Origin of the sequence: Nitrosospira sp. NpAV (genome assembly GCF_000832065.1) — a bacterium.
Classification (GTDB): Bacteria; Pseudomonadota; Gammaproteobacteria; order Burkholderiales; family Nitrosomonadaceae; genus Nitrosospira.
On sequence record NZ_JXQM01000008.1, the window covers coordinates 1 to 25,784 of the forward strand.

17 protein-coding genes and 3 tRNA genes are annotated in these 25,784 nt (G+C 53.1%); 2 read left to right on the forward strand and 18 right to left on the reverse strand.

What is annotated here, in order from left to right:
- The first annotated feature begins 550 nt into the window (after positions 1-550).
- Entirely contained in the window at positions 551-2,746 is a 2,196-nt protein-coding gene (locus SQ11_RS05890) for a primosomal protein N' (RefSeq protein ID WP_041513243.1), read from the forward strand.
- 67 nt (positions 2,747-2,813) lie between these two features.
- Here the strand turns inward: SQ11_RS05890 and SQ11_RS05895 are convergent, their stop codons facing one another.
- The 7 genes from SQ11_RS05895 to SQ11_RS05925 form a co-directional block, all read right to left on the reverse strand.
- Positions 2,814-3,698: a fructosamine kinase family protein gene (locus tag SQ11_RS05895; protein ID WP_041513244.1), complete on the reverse strand. Its 885-nt coding sequence runs from the start codon at positions 3,696-3,698 to the stop codon at positions 2,814-2,816.
- Positions 3,699-3,720: 22 nt separating this feature from the next.
- A complete protein-coding gene (gene argH, locus SQ11_RS05900) occupies positions 3,721-5,133 on the reverse strand; it encodes an argininosuccinate lyase (protein WP_041513245.1) in 1,413 nt (470 codons plus the stop codon).
- A 259-nt stretch (positions 5,134-5,392) separates the two neighbouring features.
- The gene (locus SQ11_RS05905) at positions 5,393-7,003 is read right to left on the reverse strand and encodes a peptide chain release factor 3 (RefSeq protein ID WP_041513246.1); all 1,611 of its coding nucleotides are present in this window, start codon (positions 7,001-7,003) and stop codon (positions 5,393-5,395) included.
- An 11-nt stretch (positions 7,004-7,014) separates the two neighbouring features.
- Positions 7,015-9,123: an ABC transporter ATP-binding protein gene (locus tag SQ11_RS05910; protein WP_041513247.1), complete on the reverse strand. Its 2,109-nt coding sequence runs from the start codon at positions 9,121-9,123 to the stop codon at positions 7,015-7,017.
- Complete coding sequence (locus SQ11_RS05915) at positions 9,120-10,628, reverse strand: ABC transporter permease (protein WP_041513248.1); 1,509 nt, start codon at positions 10,626-10,628, stop codon at positions 9,120-9,122. The genes SQ11_RS05910 and SQ11_RS05915 overlap by 4 nt, the downstream gene beginning before the upstream one ends.
- A 118-nt stretch (positions 10,629-10,746) precedes the next feature.
- On the reverse strand, positions 10,747-11,724 hold the full coding sequence (locus tag SQ11_RS05920) for an ABC transporter permease (RefSeq protein ID WP_041513249.1): 978 nt from the start codon (positions 11,722-11,724) through the stop codon (positions 10,747-10,749).
- Positions 11,717-13,948 (reverse strand): ABC transporter substrate-binding protein, encoded by a 2,232-nt coding sequence (locus tag SQ11_RS05925; RefSeq protein WP_052494043.1) that lies wholly within the window; start codon positions 13,946-13,948, stop codon positions 11,717-11,719. The genes SQ11_RS05920 and SQ11_RS05925 overlap by 8 nt, the downstream gene beginning before the upstream one ends.
- A 423-nt stretch (positions 13,949-14,371) precedes the next feature.
- Here SQ11_RS05925 and SQ11_RS05930 point away from each other — a divergent pair, with 423 nt between their 5' ends.
- Positions 14,372-15,160 (forward strand): enoyl-ACP reductase, encoded by a 789-nt coding sequence (locus SQ11_RS05930; RefSeq protein WP_041513250.1) that lies wholly within the window; start codon positions 14,372-14,374, stop codon positions 15,158-15,160.
- 96 nt (positions 15,161-15,256) lie between these two features.
- Here SQ11_RS05930 and SQ11_RS05935 read toward each other — a convergent pair whose 3' ends face one another.
- From SQ11_RS05935 to hpnD, 11 genes are all read right to left on the reverse strand, one after another.
- Positions 15,257-17,146 (reverse strand): SurA N-terminal domain-containing protein, encoded by a 1,890-nt coding sequence (locus SQ11_RS05935; RefSeq protein ID WP_041513251.1) that lies wholly within the window; start codon positions 17,144-17,146, stop codon positions 15,257-15,259.
- Positions 17,147-17,211: 65 nt separating this feature from the next.
- Positions 17,212-17,288, reverse strand: a tRNA-Asp gene (locus SQ11_RS05940).
- A 20-nt stretch (positions 17,289-17,308) separates the two neighbouring features.
- Positions 17,309-17,384, reverse strand: a tRNA-Val gene (locus tag SQ11_RS05945).
- A 14-nt stretch (positions 17,385-17,398) separates the two neighbouring features.
- A complete protein-coding gene (locus SQ11_RS05950) occupies positions 17,399-17,671 on the reverse strand; it encodes an HU family DNA-binding protein (RefSeq protein WP_004180321.1) in 273 nt (90 codons plus the stop codon).
- 223 nt (positions 17,672-17,894) lie between these two features.
- Positions 17,895-20,312, reverse strand: a complete 2,418-nt coding sequence (gene lon / locus SQ11_RS05955; protein ID WP_041513252.1) for an endopeptidase La — start codon at positions 20,310-20,312, stop codon at positions 17,895-17,897.
- An 85-nt stretch (positions 20,313-20,397) separates the two neighbouring features.
- Positions 20,398-21,675: an ATP-dependent Clp protease ATP-binding subunit ClpX gene (clpX, locus tag SQ11_RS05960; protein WP_041513253.1), complete on the reverse strand. Its 1,278-nt coding sequence runs from the start codon at positions 21,673-21,675 to the stop codon at positions 20,398-20,400.
- A 91-nt stretch (positions 21,676-21,766) separates the two neighbouring features.
- On the reverse strand, positions 21,767-22,411 hold the full coding sequence (gene clpP / locus SQ11_RS05965) for an ATP-dependent Clp endopeptidase proteolytic subunit ClpP (RefSeq protein ID WP_041513254.1): 645 nt from the start codon (positions 22,409-22,411) through the stop codon (positions 21,767-21,769).
- Position 22,412: 1 nt separating this feature from the next.
- The gene (gene tig / locus SQ11_RS05970; protein WP_041513453.1) at positions 22,413-23,717 is read right to left on the reverse strand and encodes a trigger factor; all 1,305 of its coding nucleotides are present in this window, start codon (positions 23,715-23,717) and stop codon (positions 22,413-22,415) included.
- Positions 23,718-23,790: 73 nt separating this feature from the next.
- Positions 23,791-23,875, reverse strand: a tRNA-Leu gene (locus SQ11_RS05975).
- A 61-nt stretch (positions 23,876-23,936) separates the two neighbouring features.
- Positions 23,937-24,683, reverse strand: a complete 747-nt coding sequence (locus tag SQ11_RS05980) for a YciK family oxidoreductase (RefSeq protein WP_041513255.1) — start codon at positions 24,681-24,683, stop codon at positions 23,937-23,939.
- A gap of 57 nt (positions 24,684-24,740) precedes the next feature.
- A complete protein-coding gene (gene hpnD / locus SQ11_RS05985; protein WP_041513256.1) occupies positions 24,741-25,586 on the reverse strand; it encodes a presqualene diphosphate synthase HpnD in 846 nt (281 codons plus the stop codon).
- Positions 25,587-25,784 lie beyond the last annotated feature (198 nt).

Genomic DNA, 25,784 nt, shown 5'->3' on the forward strand with positions numbered 1-25,784 from the left:
ACAGTCCGCCCGGTTCTTGCCTTGAATGTCGATAAACTTATGATTCCAAGATGAAATTATAGAGTGTATCTCCTGTTCTTTCTTTTCGAAACAAACCCGACATGCCAATTCGGCATCCATTGCGGACCGCGCATCGTTTCAATTGCAAGCATATCTCATGCCAAAATATAGATATTCTTTAAATCAGCAGGTTGAATATAACTTCTGGCTCATTAAACAAAGATATGTAAAGAAATCCGACATCCTAAACCCGTATACTAAAACCGCCACCGAATGTTGAGCAGATAAATTATTCTTTCATAAGCTCACCGCTACTCACCGCTATTGTTTTGCAAAACTTGCTCGAGGGTGGCATGCGCAACGGAAGCTCTCGATTTCCGGTTCCGATGATAAATCACATGTCATTTGTTACCGGCTCTCCAGGCAAATCTCTATCGGCGCCATCGATATTGTTTATGGCTCGGATCAGCATAAGGTAAATCAACGGCGGGCTTTCAGAGGATAATATCCTCGAATTTTCCATAAATCCGGTTTCAGTCTTCATTCCAAGATGCCTGTTATTCACGTCGCGCTCGACGTTCCTGTCAATACCTTGTTCGACTATCTTGCGTTGGATACAACGGCGCAGGATATCGGCGTCCGTGTGTGCGTCCCATTTGGAAAAAAGCAAATGACAGGGGTAATTATGGGAGTGTCTACCCGGTCCCTGATTCCGTCCTCCAAACTCAGGCATGCCACCCACATATTCCGGGATATCCCCCCGCTATCCTCGTCATTGCTCGATCTGTTTCGATTCTGCAGTACTTACTATCATCATCCGCTGGGTGAGGTGGTAATGAACGGACTCCCCGGCAGGCTACGCAGTATTAAACCCATCGTGGCGGACCCTGCCGCCTCTCAATATCGCCTTACACCCATGGGATATGCCATCAGCCTATCGACCATTCCTGCCCGTAATATCGTCAAGCGTCGTTTGCTGGCGGGACTGAAAGAATCCGGCATCATGCATATTGAGGAGGTGAAACAGCTTTCGCGGCGTGCACCCGCTGTATTAAAGGAATTCATGATGCTGAGCTGGGTCGAGGAAACAGTGGCCACGCTTCCTTCCAGTGCGGCCTCGCGGAGTGAAGTAACTTCGCCAGGCCCCGTCCTTACCGCGGATCAGGAAAGCGCCGTCAATAACGTGGCCGCCAAAATAAGCGACTTCAACACCTGGCTGTTACATGGCATTACCGGCAGCGGCAAAACAGAGGTATACCTGCAATTGATTTCATTGCTGTTGCGTCAGGGGCGGCAAACACTGGTGCTGGTGCCCGAAATCAATCTGACACCGCAACTGGAAGCAATCTTTCGCTCGCGCTTTCCCGCCACACAATTGGTCAGTCTTCACAGCGGACTCAATCCTGGTGAACGCGTGAATGCCTGGCTGCAGGCGCAGCGGGGCGAAGCCATGATAATACTGGGTACGCGCCTGGCAGTATTCACACCACTGCCAAAACTTGGCCTGATCATTGTGGACGAGGAACAGGATATCTCGTTCAAACAACAGGAGGGCTTGCGTTATTCGGCCCGGGACGTGGCAATCTTTCGCGCCAAGCATGCCAATGCACCGGTGATACTGGGTTCCGCCACCCCTTCGCTCGAAAGTTACTACAATGCGCTACGCGGCCGCTACCTCAGATTGCATCTGTCATCCCGTGCGGTGAAGAACGCCACGCTGCCAGCCGTGCGTTGTATCGATACCCGCGCCGCCAAAACGAAAGAAGGTTTTTCGGCTCCATTGATCACCGCACTGGAGAAGTGTCTCACTTTAAACCAGCAAAGCCTGGTCTTCATTAATCGGCGTGGTTATGCACCTGTGCTGCTGTGCAAATCATGCGCATGGACAGCGACCTGTCACCGTTGCGCCAGCCGTCTGGTAGTACATCTGCGTGAGAAAAAATTGCGATGCCACTATTGCGGTCATCAGGAGCGTTTTCCCTCTATCTGCCCTGAATGCGGCGACCAAGACATCGCACCCTTTGGCCACGGCACGCAGCGGGTGGAGGCTGCATTGGCCGACCGTTTCCCCGAGGCACGAATTGTGCGCATCGATCGCGACAGTACGCGCCGAAAAAATGCGTGGCAAAAAATACTGAAGGATATCCAGGAACAGCGTGTGGATATTCTGGTTGGGACACAGATCCTCGCGAAAGGACATGATTTTCCAAATCTGTCGCTGGTTAGCATCCTGAATTCCGATGCATCACTGTTCAGTACTGATTTTCGCGCATCCGAGCGCTTGTTTGCCCAATTGATGCAGGTGGCGGGCCGAGCTGGACGCGCCACTATTTCAGGGGAAGTGCTGATTCAAACCGAATTTCCGGACCATCCGCTCTATCAGGCACTGCGGCGGCAGGATTATGGCTCACTTGCGCAAACACTCCTGGCGGAAAGGAAGTCGGCGGGATTTCCTCCGTATGTCTACCAAGCATTATTGCGGGCAGAGGGACTCCAGATTGACACCGTACTGGATTTTCTTGCCAGAGCGGCAGCCATGGCGAAGGCGCCGCAGCGCATTGAGATATTCGATCCGGTTCCCGCGCAAATGGCACGGTTAAAAGGAATGGAGCGCGCATACCTGCTTATACAGTCCGGCTCGCGCAAGCAATTACAGGAATTTCTCTCTGTATGGCGAGCCAAACTCGACACGCTTTCGGCACAAAGGGTGCGATGGGTATTGGATGTAGATCCGCTTGAGTTTTGACCCAGGATCCATGAGCATGAATCCATCAGTTGACCGCTCTTTTTTTCCGTGGCCGCCTATTTCCTTCTTAGCGAATTTCGGCGAGTAACCTGCTTGTCATTTGTTCCGCTTGGCGAAGATACCCACTGCCGAATAAATTGAGATGATTCAGGATATGATACAAGTTATAAAGCGTTTTTCGTGTAGCGTAACCAGGGTCGAGCGGATAGGCTTCCCGGTAAGCCGCATAAAAAGCAGCAGGAAATCCGCCAAAAAGTTCGGTCATGGCGATATCCGCCTCGCGATCGCCATAATATACGGCCGGGTCAAATAGTACCGGCTGCCCCGCACGGTCAAAACCATAGTTGCCGCTCCACAGGTCACCGTGCAGTAATGAAGCAACCGGCTTCGCTTCCGGAAAAAATAATTCCAGCTGCGCCATCAATTGTTCGCCCTGTGTCCGTAATTTCCCAGTATAGCCATTAACTTGGGCAAGCTGTAATTGGTAGCCCAAACGCTGCTCGCGCCAGAATTGTATCCAGTTGGAAGAATAACTATTGATTTGCGGCGTGGCACCGATGGTGTTATCGCGCATCCATCCGAATTTTTCGGAATAAACACGATGCATCGCAGCCAATCCTTCGCCCATGGCCGTGGCGCCGCTACTGGAAAGGTTACCCATTTCCAGATACTCCAGCACCAGCCATGCCTGGGAATCATTTCTCCCCCAGCAAACGGGTGCTGGAACGCGCAGTGTACGGGAGCGCCGGATTTCTTGCAGACCCGCGGCTTCAGCCTCAAACATCGGCAGGTTGTCCGCATCATTCAGTTTGAGGAAAAATTGCCGGCCGGTGCCTTCAATCCGATAAGTTTCGTTGATACAGCCGCCACCGATGGAAACGGTTTTTTCCACGTCGAACGAAAAGCCGGCGGAGCTGGAGATTTGTGCCGCGATATCTGCCCAGGGTCGCATAAACGAATGCCCGATCACCGCTTCAGGACAGCCACTTCCTTGCCCGCCTGATGGCTGCCCTTACCTGTGCCGGCGCTGTTCCGCCAATATGGCCACGGCTACTTATCGAGCCTTCCAGGGTCAGTACAGCATAGACATCACTGTCGATCAATCGAGAGAATTCTTGCAATTCCGAGAGGGTAAGCGCGCTCAGGTCCCTGCCGCTCCTGTCAGCGAAGCGCACCGCTGTGGCTACGGCCTCATGCGCTTCGCGAAAAGGCAACCCTTTTTTCGTGAGGTAATCGGCCAAGTCCGTGGCCGTGGCGTAACCCCGCATCGCCGCGTTGCGCATTGCATCCTGGTTGACGCGCACGCCGGTGAGCATATCGGCGTAGATACGCAGCGTGTCAGTGAGCGTTTCCACCGTGTCAAAAAGTGGCTCCTTGTCTTCCTGATTGTCTTTATTGTAAGCGAGCGGCTGACCTTTCATCAGCGTCAGCAATGCAACCAGGTGGCCATTGACGCGCCCGGTTTTACCACGTACCAGTTCCGGTACATCCGGATTCTTTTTTTGTGGCATGATGGATGAGCCGGTACAGAACCGGTCGGCGAGATCAATGAAGCCAAACGATGGATTCATCCATAAAATTAATTCTTCGGACAGCCGGGAAAGATGCGTCATGATCAGTGCCGCGTCTGCGCAGAACTCGATGGCAAAATCCCGGTCGGAAACCGCATCCAGCGAATTTTCGCAAATACCTTCAAACCCCAGTCGCTGCGCCACCGCCTTGCGATCGATAGGATAACTGGTCCCCGCCAGCGCCGCCGCGCCCAGCGGCAGTTTGTTCACGCGCTTCCGGCAATCGGATAATCGTTCGACATCGCGTCTCAGCATTTCAAAATACGCCATGAGATGATGACCGAAGACAACCGGCTGCGCCACCTGCAAATGCGTGAAGCCTGGCATCACGGTATCCACATGCTGTTCGGCAAGGTCCAACAACGCGCGCTGCAGTCCATGGATAAGCCTGATAATATTGTCTATCGCGGCACGCAAATAAAGTCGCACGTCAGTGGCGACCTGATCGTTGCGCGATCGCGCGGTATGCAACCGTTTGCCGGCATCGCCGATCAGTGTGGTGAGGCGTTTCTCGATATTGAGATGCACATCTTCCAGTTCCAGAAGCCAGATGAATTCACCGCTGCGGATTTCGTCGCGAATTCGACCCAAGCCGGATTCGATGGCAGCCAGGTCATCCGCATTGATAATACCCGCGCCAGAGAGCATCCATGCGTGAGCAAGCGATCCCTCAATGTCGTATTCCGCGAGCTTGCGGTCAAAGCCAACCGATGCGGTATAACGCTGCACCAGTTCCGAAACCGGCTCATCGAACCGCCCGGACCAAGTGTTTCCATTTTTTTTGGTCGATGTACTTTTATTTTTTGAAGTTGCCATAACCTAAATCCGGCAGTTGCTGCAGTTGCTGCTTATGCCGCTTATTTTTTATTCGTTTTCAACCCGGCATCATCCACACATCATATATTACGCCCCACCGGGCTTCTTTTTCAGGCAATGCGCTACAGGACGCCAGCCGCGGAGTTGGATCGAAGGACGAGTATAAATCAAAACAGCTTCCTCATGCCCCGTGGAATTTCCGCATGGAAGGGGCCATTTACGGCGTTCCGTTCAAAAACATCCACGGACAGAGGGTGAATTATCCCTCCATATGGGTCTGGAATACCAATCCAGCATGCTCTCGCAGCCTATGAAACTGAATATGCTTCCAGCTTTCCTGAGCGACGCTCAATTCCGCTCCGAATGAGGCCAGGAAAGTGGGCGCGCCCACTGCATCGTAGGCTACCCGATGCGCATTGGTGTCGATGAATCGCTTCAGTTCGCGTGGATCATCGGATGTGACCCAGCGCGCCATCTGATACTTCGCCGACGCGAGGCGGGCATCCACGCCATACTCATGCTTGAGCCGGTGCGCCACCACTTCGAACTGCAACGTGCCCACCGCACCCAGCAGCAAAGCGCCTCCGGCATGGGGCCGAAATACCTGGATTGCTCCCTCTTCACCTAACTGGGTAAGTCCCAATTTGAGCTGCTTGCTGCGCATGGGATCGGCAATCTCCACTGTCTGGAAAATTTCAGGTGCGAAAAACGGCAAGCCCGTAAACTGCAAGCGTTCGCCTTGCGTCAGTGTGTCCCCTAATTGTAATGTTCCATGATTGGGTATGCCGATGATATCCCCGGAGTAGGCGATATCAAGCAACTCTCGCCGCTGTGACAGAAAGGATACTACGCCATTGGTGCGGATATCCTTATCGTTACGCACGACCCTGAGGTTCATTCCGCGCTCGAAGCGGCCCGAACAGATCCGCACGAACGCGATGCGATCCCGGTGGGCGGGATTCATGTTCGCCTGAATCTTGAACACGACGCCGGAAAACATCGCTTCTGCAGGTTGCACCTGGCGCTGAAGCGCTTGCCGCGATGTGGGTGATGGCGCCAGATCGACCAGTGCGTCAAGTACCTCGCGTACGCCAAAATTGTTGATGGCCGAGCCAAAAAAGATCGGGGTCTGCAGGCCGGCGAGAAAAGCTGCATGGCTGAATTCTGGCGAGGCGCCACGTATCAATTCGATTTCCTGACGGGTGTGGGCGGCATCCGCTGCGAAACGCAGCGCGATTTCGGGATTATCCAGGCCTTCAATGATTTCGTCCTGCTCATCCAGTCTATCCGCACCGGGGCGAAAAACGCGCATGCGGTCCCGTCGCAAGTCGAATACACCATGAAAACCACGGCCCATGCCCAGTGGCCAGGTAAAAGGCACCGCCGTCATGTTCAACGTTCGTTCGATTTCGTCAATGAGATCGAGCGGTTCACGTACTTCTCGATCCATTTTGTTCACGAAAGTGAGGATGGGCGTATTACGCGCCCGGCACACTTCCAGCAAACGCAACGTCTGGGCCTCCACGCCATTGGCGGCGTCGATCACCATCAATGCCGCATCTACCGCGGTCAGCACCCGGTAGGTGTCTTCGGAAAAATCCTGGTGACCCGGCGTATCCAGCAGGTTGATGATGCAACCCCGGTATTCCATCTGCATCACGGAGCTGGCTACTGAAATCCCCCTTTGCTTCTCGATCTCCATCCAGTCCGACGTGGCGTGACGGCTCGCTTTCCGCGCCTTGACGCTGCCGGCGATATGAATGGCGCCGGCAAACAGCAACAGCTTTTCCGTCAATGTGGTTTTTCCCGCATCCGGATGTGAGATTATGGCAAACGTGCGGCGACGCGCCACTTCTTGATCGACCGTCATCAAAATAGCCCTTATGCTGAATCTTGTTCCTGTGGGTAAAGGTAGCACCGCGCCGTGTGCGTAGAACTGAATGCGCTTGTTTCGGGGTAACGCTCTCGACATATCGGCATGGCGTGGGGACAGCGGGGATGGAAATGGCAGCCGGAGGGCGGATTGGCGGGAGAGGGCAGATCCCCATGCAAATGGATGATCGGGCGCTTTGATGCGAGATCTATGACAGGTACCGCCGACAGCAGCGCCTGAGTATAGGGATGCCTGGGATGATCCAATACCTCCTCCACGCGCCCCTGTTCCACGATTCTTCCCAGATACATCACCGCCACTTCATCGGCGATATACTCCACCACCGAGATATTATGCGTAATAAATAAATAAGCCAGGCCCAGACTGCTCTGCAAATCCTTCAGCAGATTCAGGATCTGCGCCTGTACCGATACATCCAGCGCACTGGTGGGCTCGTCGCAAACGATCAGCCTGGGGCTGACCGCCAGGGCACGGGCAATGGCGACACGTTGGCGTTGACCACCGGAGAATTCATGCGGATAGCGCCATTTGGTTTCCGGCGGCAACCCGACACTTTCCAGGAGCGTATCCACTCTTCCTTTCTTGCCGGCGGAATGAGGCCCCGCATGACTGGCTTCACCCCTGCCTCCGACGCTCAGGGCATCCATGCCCTCTTCAATGATGTCCACAATACGCATACGCGGGTTGAGGGATGAATAGGGATCCTGAAATATGAGCTGGAATTCAGCGCGCATCTTGCGCAAGCGCTTGCGTTCCATCCCCACGAGTTCAAGCCCGTTGTAACGTACGCTGCCTGCGGAGGGCGGAATCAATTGTAGAATACCCTTGCCGGCGGTTGTCTTGCCGCAGCCGGATTCTCCCACCAGTGCCAGCGTCTTGCCCTGCCCAATCGTCAGCGATACGCCATCCACCGCCTTGACATACCCGGTGATGCTTTTCATCAGTCCCTTATGTATCGGGAAGTAAACTTTGAGACCGGTGACGGACAGCAGATAAGGGCTGGAATCTCCTGATTCGGAAGTCAATGGGGTCCGAGAACCCGACTTCATTGATCCTTCAGAGTCCGCAACCGTGGCTTCAAGGCGCTGACTGCCGAGTTCCGGATCCTGAACGCTGGGGCTGGTATCCTTATTAAAGAGATGACATCTCACCTGATGTCCGCCGGCCACGACGTTCCACCTTGGCGCGATCTCGTGGCACAATTCCCAAGCGTGATCGCAGCGGTCGGCAAAACGGCAGCCAACGAATTCGCGTGACAGCGCGGGAACATTTCCGCCGATTGCCGCCAGCCGCAGTCCCTGCTTGCGCATGGCTTTCCCTGGCAGGGAAGCAAACAATTTCTGGGAATAAGGGTGCGCCGGGCCGCTAAAAAAATTCTCGCGCGTCGCCGTCTCCACAATCTCACCCGCGTACATCACCGCCACCCGATGCGCCATCTCCGCCGCCACCGCAAGGTCATGAGTGATGAGTAGAATCGCCATGCCGCCTCGTTGCTGCAAGCCTCGCATGAGATCCAGCACCTGGGCTTGGATGGTGACATCCAGTGCGGTGGTCGGCTCATCGGCGATGAGTAGCTCAGGCTCCCCAGCCAGCGCCATGGCGATCATCATCCGTTGCTTCATTCCGCCCGAAAACTGGAAGGGATACTCATTCATGCGGCGTGCCGCATCCGGTATACCCACCTGATTCAATATTTCCAGTACGCGTTCCTGTGCCGCCGCACCGCTTAAATTAAAATGCCGCCGCAATACCTCGCCAATCTGGTCCGCCACCGTCATTACCGGATTCAAGCTTAGCATCGGCTCCTGAAATATCATGCTGATGCGCCGCCCGCGAACGTTACGCATAGCGGCTTCCGGAAGCAAAAGCAGGTCCTCTTCGCCAATTCTGACGGATCCCGAGACAATCTCCCCCGCCTCTGGCAACAATCGCATGATCGAGAGGGCCGTCATGGACTTGCCGCAACCGGATTCACCCAGTAACGCGAAGGTCTCACCTTTCAGGATTTGCAGCGTAAGTCCATCCACCGCCCATACCGGCGCTGCTCCGGTATGGAGAACGGTTGCAAGATTGTCAATTTGCAGCAGAGGATTCATGGCTTGGAGGAACCCTCAACCGTAGGCGAAACGGATTGGGCTTGCGGGTTTTCTTCATGTCTCCGGCGACGCAATATAATCGCTTTCGCCGATAACGTTCTTGCTCGCGGATCAAAGGCATTCTGTACCGCATCCGCGAAAAGATTGGCGCTCAACACCAGCGCGAACATGAAGCTGAAGGCGGCAAGCAACGCCCACCATACCATCGGTTCACGCGCCATTTCCAAGCGTGCAGCGTTAATCATGGTGCCAAAACTGATCATGGAAGGATCAACACCGACGCCTACATAAGACAGTACAGCCTCTGCCAGAACCAATCCGCTGAAATCCATCACGGTAGCAATCAGCACGATATGCATCACATTCGGCAGAATATGGCGACTGATGATGCGCCAATGCGAAACACCGAAGGCATGGGCTGCCTGAATATATTCCATCTCGCGCAGCTTCAAGGTCTCGCCGCGCAGCAACCGGCATAAACCAGTCCAACTGGTGACCCCGAGTATGATGCAAAGAAACAGCAGACGCAGGTCGGCACGCGCGGCGATGGTATCGAACAATTCGGGACGGCTTTCTATATAAACCTGCATCATCAATACCGTTGCCGCAATCAGCAGGACACTCGGGATCGAACTCAGCGTGGTGTACAGATATTGAATGGCATCGTCCACCCAGCCACGAAAATAACCGGCCGTGATGCCCAGGAGCAGCGCAAATGGCAGCATCATCAGCGTGGTAAGCGTGCCAATCACCAGACCCGTGCGGATGCTCTTGAGCGACTGGTAAAATACGTCCTGGCCTACCTTATCGGTGCCAAATATATGATAACTGCCGGATAATGCCAGCGCGGCACCGCAAAATAGCAATAAGAGTGCAAGCGTGATGCATATCGCATTCCATGGAACCTGGGTGGAGCCGCGCCAGATGGCGGAAAACGCTGACAGGAATTTTTCATCCCTGCGGTTCGCCAGCAACCCTGTTAAAGAAACCACTACCAGGCCCCACAGCAGAAGCCCCAGGCCTCCACCCACCCCTGCTTTCCAGGCTACGTCGGCGGCAAGCTCGGTTTCAGGATTCTGCAGATGGGCGCCACCGAACTGCAACCGGGGGAATTCCCGTATCTGCCGTCCATCCGGAAGCTCTGCTGTTTCTTTGGTGTAAAGAAATGCGGCAAAGGGTGCCGAATAAGTCTTTTCCACGCGCGTCCGTAAAGGAGTTGCAATGATATCAAGCAGGCTTAATACCTCCACGCTGTACGCCTTTTCACCGCTGCTACCATTACTATTCTCAATGGCGGGACGTATATGCACGGTATCAAGTAACCCGATAGCAATAAAAAATGTCAAAACCGTGAGTGCCGCCATTCCACTCGCACTGTGCCCCACACGCCGCCATGGCGCCAGAAGATACTCGTTGCGCCGCACATACCAGACAAAGGCGATTATGACTATCACCAGCAAGTAGACGAGCGCATCTGTCCAGAGAATGATGGGTTTGAAAGACATAACTATTCTTGTTCAGCCGCTATCCCGAAACCGGTGATTGCAGTGACTGGATGGCGGGATGACAAGAAGGCGCAATGCACCCCGCGCTGAGAATGGGCGGTCGGCCGGATCGGGATCATCATTCCAGCCTTACTCTTGGATCCACCAGCGTATAGGAGATGTCCGTTAATATCAGTCCGATGATGTAAAGCAGGGATCCCAGGAAAACCATGGCGCGCACCACGGCAAAGTCCTGTGAGTTGATCGCATCGATGGTATAGCTGCCCAATCCAGGAATACCAAAAAAGGATTCGGCAATAAGGCTTCCCAGAAATAGCAGCGGAATCAGCACGACCGCACCGGTCAGTATCGGAATCATCGCGTTTCTGAGCACATGCCTGAATAGCACAAGGCTTTCAGACAATCCTTTGGCGCGAGCAGTGCGCACGTAATCTTTACCCATTTCTTCGAGGAAAATGGTGCGATACCACCGGGTGCTGGCACCCGCGCCGCTAATCACGCCGATAATAACCGGCAATACCAGGAATTTGGCGGCATTCCATCCGCTTCCATACCCCGAAATGGGTACCAGGTGCCACATCTTGCTTATCAAAAATTGACCGCCAATGATATAGAACAAACTGGAGATGGACATAAGGGCGACGCATAGTACCACACCCCAGAAATCCACGTAGGTGGCGCGAAAAAATACCATTGTCAGCGCAAAAAAAATGTAGACAAACAATCCCAGCAGGAACACGGGCAGCGCAATGGCGAGGCTGGGCAGCATGCGTGTCTTGATTTCGTGAGCAATGTCGCGCCCGTCATCGGCCCGTCCAAAATCAAAGGCAAACATGGCCACCGATTTCTCGAAAAAAATAGTACGCGTGAATTTTTCGGTACCCTCCACCGCATCGTTAAACATGAGGGGCTTATCATAGCCACGTTCCTGCTTCCATTTGGTAATGGCCTCGGGCGTGACACGTTTGATGCCCAATTGCATCCGTGCCATGTCATCGGGGCTGTTAACCACAAAGAATAAGGTAAAAGTGATCAGGTTCACACCGATCAAAATGGGAATGGCATAAAGCACGCGCCGGATGATGTAATTAAGCAATGCCGCCTCTCTGATGCGGCTTTCCGGTTTCGGGTTCCCGCTTCCTGATCCCCGCTCCTCGCTCCCTGCGGCGATAAACGGCCACGGCTGGGGCCAGGCCCGCCGCCAGCACGATCAATCCGAGCCCGATTGGCCACAGCACCGGCTCGTTCCATTCTTGGCGCTTCCGCTCGCGCAGCTCCGTGTCTATCCGGAAGTACTTGATGTTATTGTGCGATAGTCTGTTCGGCTTAACGTTGCCGTACCAGGCATGATACAACCCATAATCCTTGGGATGATATCCCCAAAGCCAGGGCGCATCATGACGCAGGATGTCGATCATGCGATCGATGATCTGCTGGCGTTCGGGGCTGTTTTCCATGTTCTTCATTTGCTCGAACAGCCGGTCGTACTCCGGATTGGAGTAATTGGAGGCATTCTCGCCTTCGTTGCCGACTTTTTGCTGGGGGCCATGCAACAGGAACAGGAAATTCTCCGGATCAGGATAATCGGCGTTCCAACCCCACTCGAAGATTTGTGCATTGCCCTTGCGTATTTTGTCCTGAAAGCGATTGTAGTCGGTACTGCGAACCACCAGCTGGATGTTGAGTTTCTGGAATTGTTTGCGCATCCAGTCGAGACTCGATTTGTCATCGATGCCGCGGGCAGTCACATCGAAATACAGCACCAGCGGCGCGCCGGTTTTCGCGTCCATCCCGTTGGGATAACCCGCCTCCGCCAACAGCGCCTTGGCGGCTTCAATCGGTTTGCGCCGTGCCCGTCCGTTCACCCAATCGTAGACTATCGGGTTAGTCCCCTTCTCGCCCTCTCGATGACCGGAAATGCCCGGGGGAATGGGACCTTGGGCCGGGATGCCACGGCCATTGGCAAATATCGATACATATTCTTCGTAATCCACCGCGATCGAAATGGCCTGGCGCAATTTTCTGGCGGACTCGCGCCCTTGCTTGGTGACTCCACCGACCACCGGGTCAAACATATTGAAGCCCATGTAGTTCGTGGAAGCCGCCACAGCGGTTTCCAATCGGATGCCCTGACGCTTCATCGCTTCGGTCACGGTGGCCTCCCCCTGGCCTGTCAGTTGCACCGCCTGATCGAAACTGTCAGAGCCAATGGCCGAGGCGTCATAGTAGCCCTGAAGGAATTTGTTCCAGCGCGGAATACTTTCCTTATCGCGGCTGGATATCACTTTATCGATAAAGGGCAGCGGCCTGCCCGCATCTGCAAGCATGCCCGCCTCCACATCATCCGGCATGCCCTCGGACGGATAAGCCTCACCGTGAAAATTGGGATTTCTTTCCAGTATCATCATACGATTGGGGTCGTTCTCGGTGAGCATATAAGGTCCGGTGCCCACGGGATACCAATCAAAGGTGATATTTTTTTCCGCCAACCCTTTCTGAGTATAAAAACGTTCCGCTTCCCATGGAATAGGCGCAAAAAAAGGCATTGCCAGCCAATACATGAACTGGGGATATTTACCCCTGATCTTGATGCGATAAGTGTAACGGCTCACTGCTTCCGCGCCTTCCAGCGGATAATTGTTCAAATCCAGATAGGCATCGCTGCCCTGCCCGTTGAACTGCGCCACGACAGCGGTCTGAAGCGTCATGGAGTACTCCTTAAGACCTACAATGTAATCCGCCATCAGGCCGAAGATTGGTGAATGCAATTTGGGGTGCGCCAATCGCTTGATCTCGAAAACATAATCTTCGGCCGTCAATTCTCGGGAACCCGTGTGGCTAAAATCGGACAGCTTGTAGACGTTGGCTATATCATCCGGGGTGAGATCATGATAGAGAAATTCTCCCCGCTCATTTGTGGCGAACGCCGGGTGAGGCTGATATCGGATACCGGGCTTGATGGAAATTTCATAAATCGTATAGGCGATTTGCTTGGCATCCGCGCTGTCATGCAGGCGCTTTCCGTTTTCGTCAAAATATTGCGCAACCGGCATTTCCGCGGCTGCTGATGGGATGAGTGTATAGGGACGTTTCAGGTAATGGTATTGCAGCGGCGGTTCATAGATCTGCGCTGTCAACAGAATTTCGTTGGAGCTATAGGATTGCACGGGGTCAAGATGCTTTGGGCGCTCGGCAAACGGAGTATAGAGAATATTTTTACCCGTATCGGCTGCCGGATAGGGACTGTTCCATGAATTGCCGCTACAGGCGCAAATGAAGACCACAAGCGATACCAGCAGATATTTGGATAGTGCCTTCATTGAGCGATAGTGTAACGTAAATACTAAAAACGGAAACGTCGCTCGAGCTCCGGCGACGTTCATGATTCTACAAGCGGGAAAGACTTGAGGCTATAATTCCAAATCCGGCAGCTAATCACTCATTTCTCACTCATTTTTCAAGCTGGGCGCCATGATCCACAATGACTTTTTGCGCCATTTGACCCTCCCCTTTTGGGTGAGTTCGCTACGGATGGATTGCATGGTTTTGCGGCACACGGCTGCGTTGCAATTCCTGGGAATGGAGCGCCCGGACGCTTCGCCGAGCTCCCGACGCGAAAATCGAGCAGCGTACGGAATGCCGCCACCCCGTTCAAGGTGCCCGATCCTCAGAAACCATACGCTCCGGCCAAATTGCCAGATTTAGGATAATTCCTCAAATTTTCCACCTTCCAAGGATATGACATGACACTTCTCGCCGATAAACGCATCCTCATCACTGGACTGCTTAGTAATCGCTCCATTGCCTACGGCATTGCAAAAGCCATGCATCGCGAAGGCGCGCAATTGGCCTTTACCTATCAAGGAGAAGTCGTACGCGGACGAGTTGAAAAAATAATCACCGAATTTGAAAGTGACCTGCTGTTTCCCTGCGATGTTTCGAACGATGAGGAAATTGCCCGTTGTTTTGATAGTTTAGGAAAACATTGGGACGGCCTTGATGGCATCGTTCACTCGATCGCCTTTGCACCGCGAGAAGCCTTGAGCGGAGACTACCTCGACAGTGTAAACCGCGAAGCCTTCCGCATCGCTCACGATATCAGTTCCTACAGTTTCGCGGCCCTGGCAAAAGCGGGAATGCCCCTCATGCAGGGCAGGAATGGTTCGCTGCTAACGCTTACCTATCTCGGAGCGGTACGGGTTATGCCGAACTACAACGTAATGGGCTTGGCTAAGGCAAGCCTTGAGGCCAATGTGCGCTTCATGGCATCGAGCCTGGGGCCCAAGGGAATCCGTGTCAACGCGATTTCCGCCGGTCCGATTAAAACCCTGGCAGCGGCGGGAATCGGCAATTTTGGAAAATTGCTGGGCTATACGGAGAAAGTCGCGCCGTTACGACGTAATGTGTCCATTGCAGAGGTGGGTAACGTCGCGGCCTTCTTGTGTAGCGATCTGGCCAGCGGCATTACCGGTGAAGTTACCCATGTCGACGCAGGATTTAATACGGTCGCTTTTGATATCAGTGAACCCTAATCTTGAAGAACCTCTGAACAACTTCCTAGGTTTTGCCGGCAAAGCGCTCTACGAAGAGCTGATTCAGAGGTTTCTGACACACTAAATACAGGGTTCTTATTTCTTCTCCAAAGCCTCATTCCTGACCGTCACGTCATACTGCTTTCTGACTCCGGCAAGATAAGATGTAAGTTCCTCCTGGGCATGCACCTGCTGCAATTGCCGGGCAAAGGTCTTGCGTTCGGACGCCTCCGCCGGAGCCGGTTCAATGGCACGGCTGACGCGGATTAATGTAAAGCCCCCCTGAGAATTTTCCACACCGGCATAAGATGGAAGTTTGGTTACCTCAGCCTTGAAAACCGCCCGCAGGGTTTCATTATCCAGACCTTGGGGCTCCTTTCTGGAAACTTGCTGGGTAGCGCCCCACGCAACGATTCCATTTTTTCCTTCCTGTAACTGTGCAAGTTTCTCCCTGCCTGACTTTATGGCAGCCTCCGCCGCTCCCTTGCGGGCCAGCAGTTCGCTGATTTTATCCCGCAATGCTGCAATCGGCGGTGTCGTCGCTGGCCTGTGGTCCAGAACCCTGGCTGAAACAAGCGTATTTGGCGTAGTCTCCACCGCCTCGGTGTTACGCTTGTTCTTAAGCGCGTCTTCGGAAAATATCGCCTGCAGCAATCTTCCATTATTGAAATAAGGAGGAGTACCCGCACTTTTTGCAATCCACTCACTTTGCTGGATGCGTAAGCCGAATTTCTCTGCGGCGGGCTGCAAGCTATCGCTCTGCTCATATACCATATTGCTGAAACCTTCAGCCATTTCACCAAAAATTTTCCCGGCTTTCTGCTTCTTCAGTTCCTCCTCGACCTGGCTCTTTACTTCATCAAAACTGACCAGTTTAGGGGGTTTAATCGTCGAGAGCTTGATGATGTGGAAACCGTGATTTGTTTCGACCAGATTACTGATCTCATCCAGTTTCATCTGGAAAACCGCATCTTCAAATGTCTTGACCATCATGCCGCGGGCGAAGAAGCCGAGATCACCGCCATTGATCGCCGAACCCGGATCCTGGGAATGCTGCTTGGCAAGTTCAGCAAAGTTTTGCGGAGCCTGTCTTACCTGGATAAGCAATTGTTCAGCCTTGGCGCGCGCCGCGGCCTTCTCTGCATCGGATGCCGCAGCGGAAACCGTTATCAGGATGTGGCTCGCGCGGCGCTCCTCGGGTTGCTCAAACTCACTCCGATGTTCTTCAAAATACTTTATTGCTTCGTCGGTACTCACCTGCTGCTCTTTTGTCAAATTGTCCAGAGACAACACCAGATATTCGACACGTACCTGCTCCGGCAGCTGAAACTCGGCTTGGTGACTCTCATAATATGACTTGATTGCCGCATCATCGGGTTTTATCTGCGACAGGAATTGCTCCGGTTGTACCTGAACCACGCTGATTTCGCGCTTCTCCCCACCCAGCTGCATAATTCTTTCCGCCACCGAAACAGGAACGAAACCATTCCCGGTATATGCGTCCGTCAGTTGCTGCCGCATCATTTCCTGGCGTACACGCGCTTCGAATGCTCGCGGATTCATTCCCTGGCCACGCAGCAACTCTTCATAGCGTTGTTTGGAAAATTTGCCATCTTCCTGAAAGGCGGAAATATCTTGTATAACTGCTATCAACTGTGAATCCGGCACCATCAGCCCAACGCGAGCGGCTTCGTGCTTTAGCAACCGTTGCTGGATCAGTCCCTCCAATACCGCAGACCGCAATTCCGGATTCTCCAGCATCGCATCGTTAAAATTTTCTCCCATGGTTGCCCGCATGCTTTCCTGCTGATTGCGCAAAGCCTGCTCGAATTCCTGACGCGGGATCTTTTCACCCGCCGCCAATGCGAGATAGTCTCCGCCGTCACTGCTGTTATATGACTCGATTCCCCAAAACAGAAACGGTAATGCGGCGAGCGCCAGGATAGCCTGGACGATACGTTTTTTTCTGTGAACAAAATCAAACATTATTAAAAATTTAGGAAACGCATAAAAAAGGCGAACTCGCGTTCGCCCTGGTTTAGCACAAAATCTGGCGGAGTGGACGGGACTCGAACCCGCGACCCCCGGCGTGACAGGCCGGTATTCTAACCAACTGAACTACCACTCCAATGATCTGTAAGTTTCTGCTGGTGGGTGCTGACGGGGTCGAACCGCCGACATTCGCCTTGTAAGGGCGACGCTCTACCAACTGAGCTAAGCACCCCCGTCCGAAGGACGCTAGTTTACTGCATCCTTAAGCGCCTTGCCAGCGCTGAATTTCGGAACTTTTGCGGCCTTTATTTTGATTGCCGCACCCGTACGGGGATTGCGGCCGGTACGGGCCGCGCGCTTACCTACTTTGAAGGTTCCAAATCCGACGAGCGTTACACTTTGACCTTTTTTTAGAGCGGCTTTAATTGCGGATAATGCACCATCCAGCGCGTTACCTGCAGAGGCCTTGGAAATATCGGAAGACTTGGCGATGGCATCGATGAGTTCAGATTTATTCACGGTGATTCCCCTTTCGTTATTTTAGTTACAGAAAAACCCTTGCAATTGGTTTTATATCAAGCCGTTTGTGCTTGGTCAAGCAATTGTGAAAATATTTCGGAAACATTTCGTACACAAACTTGTCACGGGAAAACCTTGTTTTCTTCAGCAACCAAGTCCAATTTCTTGAAATGGAATAAACCAGCGACTGAAAAATAAAAATTCAAATAAACCTTCTCGGAGTTTAATGCTTGATAACCGTAGTGGTGGTAGCGGTATCCCCATCAACTCCAACGGGGGCGGGCACGGACGACGGCGTAACGGGAAGCGCTTCCGGCTTGCGTTCCAATGCCAGATCCAGCACCTGATCTATCCACTTAACCGGATGAATATCCAAGCGATTCTTGATATTCTCCGGGATTTCGGTCAGATCCTTGACGTTGTCTTCCGGAATCAGCACTATCTTTATGCCGCCGCGGTGCGCCGCCAAAAGCTTTTCCTTGAGCCCGCCGATGGGCAGCACCTCGCCACGCAGGGTAATTTCTCCCGTCATTGCCACATTTGCCCGGGCCGCGATGCCTGTTAGCGCCGAGACCATCGCAATGCAAATTCCAATCCCCGCGCTAGGCCCATCTTTGGGCGTCGCGCCTTCTGGCAAATGAATATGAATGTCGTTCTTCTGATAAAAATCATCGGCAATACCCAACGTTCTTGAACGGCTGCGTACCACCGACAGCGCGGCCTGAACCGATTCCTGCATTACTTCCCCCAATTTTCCGGTAGTAATGGTTTTTCCCTTGCCCGGTAATACTACCGCCTCAATGGTGAGTAACTCTCCACCTACCTCCGTCCATGCCAGACCGGTAACTTGCCCTACCTGATTTTTCTCTTCCGCCACCCCATAGGTATAACGTCTCACCCCCAGGTATTTATCCAGATTCCGTCCGCTGATGGTAATTTTTTTCTGATCACTCTTGAGCAGCAATGCCTTGACCACTTTACGGCATATTTTCGAGATTTCCCGTTCCATCGCCCGTACACCTGCCTCTCGTGTGTAATAACGGGTAATATCACGCAGGGCGGATTCAGATACCGCCAGTTCCTCTTCCTTGAGTCCGTGATTTTTTATCTGTTTAGGCAATAAGTAGCGCGTTGCGATATTGAGTTTCTCATCTTCGGTATAACCCGATAGCCTGATCACCTCCATGCGGTCCAGCAATGCCGGAGGGATATTCAGGGTGTTGGCGGTAGCAACAAACATGACGTCCGACAAATCATACTCAACCTCGATATAGTGATCCACGAATGAGTGATTCTGCTCCGGGTCCAGCACTTCCAGCAGCGCGGATGATGGGTCGCCACGGAAATCCATGCCCATTTTGTCCACCTCGTCGAGCAGAAATAATGGATTCTTGACACCCACCTTAGTCATGTTTTGCAAGATCTTGCCAGGCATCGACCCAATGTAGGTACGGCGATGGCCGCGTATCTCGGCCTCGTCGCGCACGCCACCCAAGGACATGCGCACGAACTTACGGTTGGTAGCACGGGCGATGGATTGTCCCAATGACGTCTTGCCCACGCCAGGCGGTCCCACCAGGCAAAGAATGGGCGCTTTCAGCTTATCGACGCGCTGCTGCACGGCCAAATATTCGACGATGCGTTCCTTGACCTTATCAAGACCGTAATGATCCTGCTCCAGCACCACTTCAGCGGCATTGAGATCCTTGCTGATCTTATTCTTTTTCTTCCATGGCAACGCTACCAGCGCATCAATGTAATTGCGGACCACAGTGGCTTCAGCCGACATGGGAGACATCAAACGCAATTTCTTCAATTCCGCTTCCGCCTTTGCGCGCCCCTCCTTGGACATCTGCGCGGCCTTGATCTTCCTGTCGATCTCCTCCAGGTCAGCACCGTCTTCGCCCTCGCCGAGCTCCTTCTGAATGGCCTTCACCTGCTCATTGAGATAGTAGTCGCGTTGGCTTTTCTCCATCTGGCGCTTCACTCTTCCACGAATACGCTTTTCCACCTGCAGTATGTCAAGCTCAGTTTCGAGCAGCCCCAGCAGGTGTTCCAAACGTTTTGGAACATCGAAAATTTCCAGCACTTCCTGCTTTTGCTCAAGTTTCAATGGCAGGTGGGCGGCGATCGTATCGGCCAGACGTCCTGCTTCATCGATGCCGCTGAGCGAAGTCAGGATCTCGGGCGGTATTTTCTTGTTGAGTTTTACATACTGATCGAATTGGGCCAGCATCGCACGCCGCATTGCCTCAACTTCGTGGTTATCTACGGCATCCGGAGGCAGTAACGCCGCTTGGCCGGAGAAGTAGTTGCCATCATCAACCACCTTTATGATCCGCGCGCGGCGGCTTCCCTCAACCAGCACCTTGACGGTGCCATCGGGCAGCTTAAGCATTTGCAGCAGATTTGCAACGCTGCATACACCGTAGAGGTCGTCAGGAGCCGGTTCATCCTTGGCGGCAAACTTTTGCGCAACCAGGAGAATACTCTTGCCGGACTCCATGGCGATTTCGAGTGCCTTGATAGACTTGGGCCGTCCGACGAATAACGGAATCACCATATGCGGAAATACTACGACATCGCGCAATGGCAATAACGGCAGTGACACCTGACTGGGGTTATTAACTGGGGAAGACATATCGGCTCACCTATAAAGGTCAAACAAAGGTTATGGGGACGCCGCGAGAAAATTCAAGGCAACGGACCAAGCAACAGGACCCGGGTCAAAAACTTTTGGCCACTTTCGGCTTATCCGAGTAAATCAGAATGGGTTTGATATCGCCACCCACGGAACCATGATCAATGACCACCTTAGCGACGTTTTCCAGCGATGGCAGATCGAACATGGTGTCCAGCAGTGTACTCTCCAGTATGGAGCGCAAACCGCGCGCGCCTGTCTTGCGCGCCAACGCTTTTTTGGCAATCGCCTTGAGTGCTTGCTCGCGGAACTCGAGATCGACGCCGCCTTCCATGTGAAACATTTTTTGATATTGTTTGATAAGCGCGTTTTTGGGTTCGGTCAGGATTTGAATCAGCGCCGATTCGTCCAGCTCTTCGAGGGTGGCAACCACCGGCAAACGCCCGACAAATTCCGGAATCAACCCATACTTGACAAGATCTTCCGGCTCCACTCCCCGCAATACGGCACCAAAGTTCTTGCGATTCTCGCGGCTCCTCACATTGGCACTGAAACCTATCCCGCCTTTCTCGGAGCGGGCGCGTATGACCTTGTCGAGACCGTCGAACGCACCGCCGCAAATGAAAAGAATATTGGTGGTGTCTACCTGGACAAATTCCTGATTAGGGTGTTTTCTTCCGCCCTGAGGAGGCACCGAGGCAATCGTTCCCTCAATCAGTTTCAGCAAAGCCTGCTGCACCCCTTCCCCCGATACATCCCGGGTAATTGACGGGTTATCCGATTTACGGGAGATCTTATCGATCTCGTCGATATAAACAATGCCCTGCTGCGCTTTTTCCGCGTCGTAATTACATTTTTGCAGTAACTTCTGGATGATGTTTTCCACATCCTCGCCGACATAACCCGCTTCGGTTAGCGTTGTCGCGTCGGCCATGACGAAGGGCACATCCAGCAGACGGGCCAGCGTCTGCGCAAGCAATGTCTTGCCCGAACCGGTCGGGCCGATAAGCAGTATGTTGCTTTTCGCCAACTCGATGTCGTCGGCATCTGCGCTTTTTGCCAGATTCCTTAGACGTTTGTAATGATTGTATACCGCCACCGACAGAATCTTTTTGGCCGGTTCCTGACCAATGACGTATTGATCGAGAATTTGGCAGATTTCGTGCGGTACCGGCAAATCCGACTTGGTGAGCTTGGCAGCTTCAGCACCTTGTATTTCCTCACGAATAATGTCATTGCAGAGTTCTATACATTCATCGCAAATGAATACCGATGGGCCCGCAATGAGCTTCTTTACTTCGTGCTGGCTTTTGCCGCAGAAGGAACAATAAAGCAGTTTTTCGCCGCCAGTTTTCTCTGACATAGTTTTATCCCGCATTATCCGAGCCGGTACGCTCGTCGCTAAAAATTAAATCTATCTCCATCCATGGTCATTATAGATCACTCTGGATCATTCAGCCCGCACTCTCATTTCTGGCAGTGAGCACAGCATCCACCAAGCCGTATTTTACTGACTCCTCCGCGCTGAGGAAGTTATCGCGGTCGGTGTCTTTCTCGATGGTCTCGATGCTCTGGCCCGTATGCTTTGCCATGAGTGCATTCAATCGGCCTTTAAGAAACAGAATTTCTTTGGCGTGGATCTCGATATCCGAAGCTTGGCCCTGAAAGCCACCCATCGGCTGATGAATCATAACACGTGAATTCGGAAGGCAAAAACGCTTGCCGTTTGCGCCGGCTGTCAATAACAGCGACCCCATACTCGCGGCCTGACCTATGCAGAGCGTACTGACATCAGGTTTAATAAACTGCATGGTATCGTATATCGCCATTCCGGCGGATACCACACCCCCGGGAGAATTGATATAGAAATGAATATCCTTGTCCGCATTTTCCGATTCCAGGAACAGCAGCTGCGCCACGATCAGATTGGCGGAAGCCTCGGTTACCGGTCCCACGAGAAATATCACCCTCTCCTTCAGTAGGCGTGAGTATATGTCGTAGGCGCGTTCACCCCTCCCGCTCGTCTCGATCACCATGGGAATCAACCCTAGATTGTTCGGATCGAGGTTGCGCTGTTTCCAATCAAGTTGTTGCATCATGTCATGATTTTCCCATCAATTCATCCAGCGTCATGGGCTTATCCACTACCGCAGCCTTCTCCAGCACCCATGTCACCACATTATCTTCCAGTACCGCCGACTCCGCCTCGTTGAGGCGATCCTTTGAGGCATAGTGCCACTTAACTACTTCAGCCGGATTCTCATAACTCTGTGCGAGATCCTCCACCACTGTTCGCACCTGCTCCGGCTTTGCATGCAGGCCATTTATCTTTACCACTTCGGCCAGGATCAAACCAAGGCTCACCCGGCGTTGTGCCCGCTCATGAAACAAATCCCTGGGAAGCGGCACGTTCTTGGCACTCATGCCGCGCGACTCAAGGTCATTTTGCGCATCCTGCATGAGCCGCTCCAGTTCCCGCTCCACCAATGCCTTAGGTGCCTGAATCACAGTCGCATCAAGCAATGACTGCATGACTTGTTCCTTGATTTTCGCTTTTACCCGTTTCGATACTTCCCGCTCCAGGTTGGCCCGAATTTCCTCGCGCATTTTTTCGATGCTGCCATCCGCAACACCCAGTGACTTGGCGAATTCAGCATCCACATCCGGCAGCCTCGATGCTTCTACATTATTTAACTTCACTTCAAACGTTGCCGTCTTTCCGGCGACCTCTTTCCCATGATAATCTGCCGGAAAGGTTACTTCAAACGTTTTGCTCTCCCCCGTGCTCATCCCCCCAAGAGGTTCCTCAAAATCCTTGAGCAGTCGGCCTTCGCCCAGTACAAGGGCAAAATTCTCCGCCTTGCCGCCCGCAAATTCCTCCCCATCGATCAAGCCACGATAATCGATGGTCACGCGGTCGCCTGTTACTGCAGGCCGCTCCGCCGGTTCGTACTGAACTCGCTGCTTGCGCAGAATCTCCAGCGTCTTATCGACGTCAGAGTCGACCACGTTGACCACAGGCTGATCGACTCGAGTTCCACTCAAGTCACCCAGAACCACATCTGGATAGACCTCAAATGTTGCGCTGAATTCAAACTGAGAGGCGTCTTCCGTCACTTGCTTCGGTTCGAAACGCGGATAACCCGCAACTCGCAGCTTTTGTTCGCGCACAGCCTCGCTGAAATTTCTCTGCAGTACGTCACCCATGACCTCCTGACGCACCTGCGGGCCGTATTGCTGCGTAACAATTTTCAGCGGGACTTTGCCTGGCCGGAAACCGTGTATTTTTGCCGTGCGCGCCAAACGCTTCAGGCGGCTTTCAACTTCCGTTTCGATTTTTTCCTGAGGAATCGAAACGTTAAGGCGACGCTCCAGCGCACCCAGGTCTTCGACATTCGATTGCATACCATTTCCCGACTGGTTGATAACATTCATGCGGCGCTACATCGCAACATTCTCCGCACCTATTACAGTTCCCTGGTGCGAAAGGGGGGACTCGAACCCCCACACCTTTCGGCGCCAGAACCTAAATCTGGTGCGTCTACCAATTCCGCCACTTTCGCGCGCCGCTCAAGCCAATTATACCTATTTCTCCCTGCTGCGGCAGCCCATACTTCGGACGATCTAGCAAAACACGGTCTGGCCGCTTACAGCTTTGCTATCCGGACCCATCAGATATAAGTAACTTGGCATTAGGTGCTCCGGCCGGGGCAAATCCTGCTTGACCTCACCGGGATGAGTTCTCGTCCGTTGCGGGGTATGGACCGGTCCCGGAATTATCACGTTGACGCGCAGATTCGGAAGCATTTGCCATTCTTGCGCCTGAATTTTGGCCAGCGCCTCCAGCGCGGCCTTGGCCACCGCAAAACCGCCCCAATAGGCTGCGGGATCGTGACCATGCATTTCCGAAGTCATGATCACGCTAGCATCCGGCGAGGCCTTCAGCAGCGGCAAACAGGCTCGTGTCAGGGCAAATGGCGCAATCAAATTGACACGTAGCAGCGATAGCCATTGTTCCAGTGTCTGATTCTGCAGCGGGGTCAGGCTGAATATCAATGCCGCGTTATGAAGAATGCCATCCAGTCTGCCCAACTGCATCTTGATGGCTTGAGCAATCGCCTGAAAATCCTTGTCTCCCGCCTTCTCCAGGTCAAGCGGGAAAATTGTGGGCTGAACCCCCCCGCTGGCCTCGATCTCGTCGTACACGCTTTCCAGTTTCTCAACCCGGCGCCCATGCAGAATTACGGTGGCGCCGTGAGCGGCATAGGCGAGGGCCGCAACACGCCCTATGCCTTGGCCCGCTCCGGTAACAAGAATCACACGATCCTTGAGCAGATCCGGCGACGCACGGTAATCTCTAAAATTATTCATCCCGAATCCGATGGTTGGCAGATGGCCAGTAGGAGAACATGCCGGTAAAGCCGTAGCTTACCCTTTGATCCAGGTCGTCCATGCGATCCATAATTTACGCATCGGCGTGAGGCTTACGCGTTGCCGCATAATATGGCACCCATCCTGCTTGATTTCTTTTAGCAGGGTTTGATAAATCGCTGCCATGACGATGCCAGGCCGCTGGTTCTTACGGTCTTCCGCAGGTAATGCAGCGAAGGCTCGCGTGTAATAACTTTCCGCACGTTCAATCTGAAATTCCATCAGCCGCCTGAAATTGTCCGTCTCGCGCGAATGGAGAATGTCCTCATTGGATACTCCAAAACGAACCAGCTCATCCTGGGGCAGATAGATACGGTCGCGGCGCGCATCTTCGCCGACGTCGCGGATGATATTAGTGAGTTGGAAAGCGAGCCCCAGATCCTGCGCATATTTCAGGGTGTCGGGATTGCGATAGCCAAAAATCTCCGCCGAACATAACCCCACCACGCTCGCCACATGGTAGCAATAAAGCCTCAGGGTGTCGAAATCAGCATAGCGATTATAATTAAGATCCATTTCCATGCCATCAATGATTTCATTCAATCGCTCAGCTGTGAGATTGAACGTTTTCGACACGCTGACCAGTGCTTTCGCCACCGGGTGGCTGGGTTCATTTCCCTGTCCGGCATCAAATATGGCTGCAACCTCCTGCCGCCACCATGCAAGCTTGGTTCGCGCTACCGACGCATCGGTGCACTCATCCACCACATCATCCACCTCGCGGCAGAAAGCATATAAGGCGGTAATGGCGCGGCGCTTTTCCGATGGCAGATAGAGAAAGCTGTAATAAAAACTGGAACCGCTCTGAATCGCTTTTTCCTGACAATACTGATCTGGGGTCATAATTTATTATGAGAAAAACATTTGGCCGCCACAGTCCGGAGTTTATGAGAGGAGATGCCCGTGACGCTAGCGCGTGCGCGTAACCTTTCGCGCTTCTGACATAGACGAAAAAAAATTCTTATAATGGGCAATTATAAGGGGCATACCGTACATCGCAAAATGGATCCCGGCTTGCGCGAGTCAGGCTGGTTGCGATAA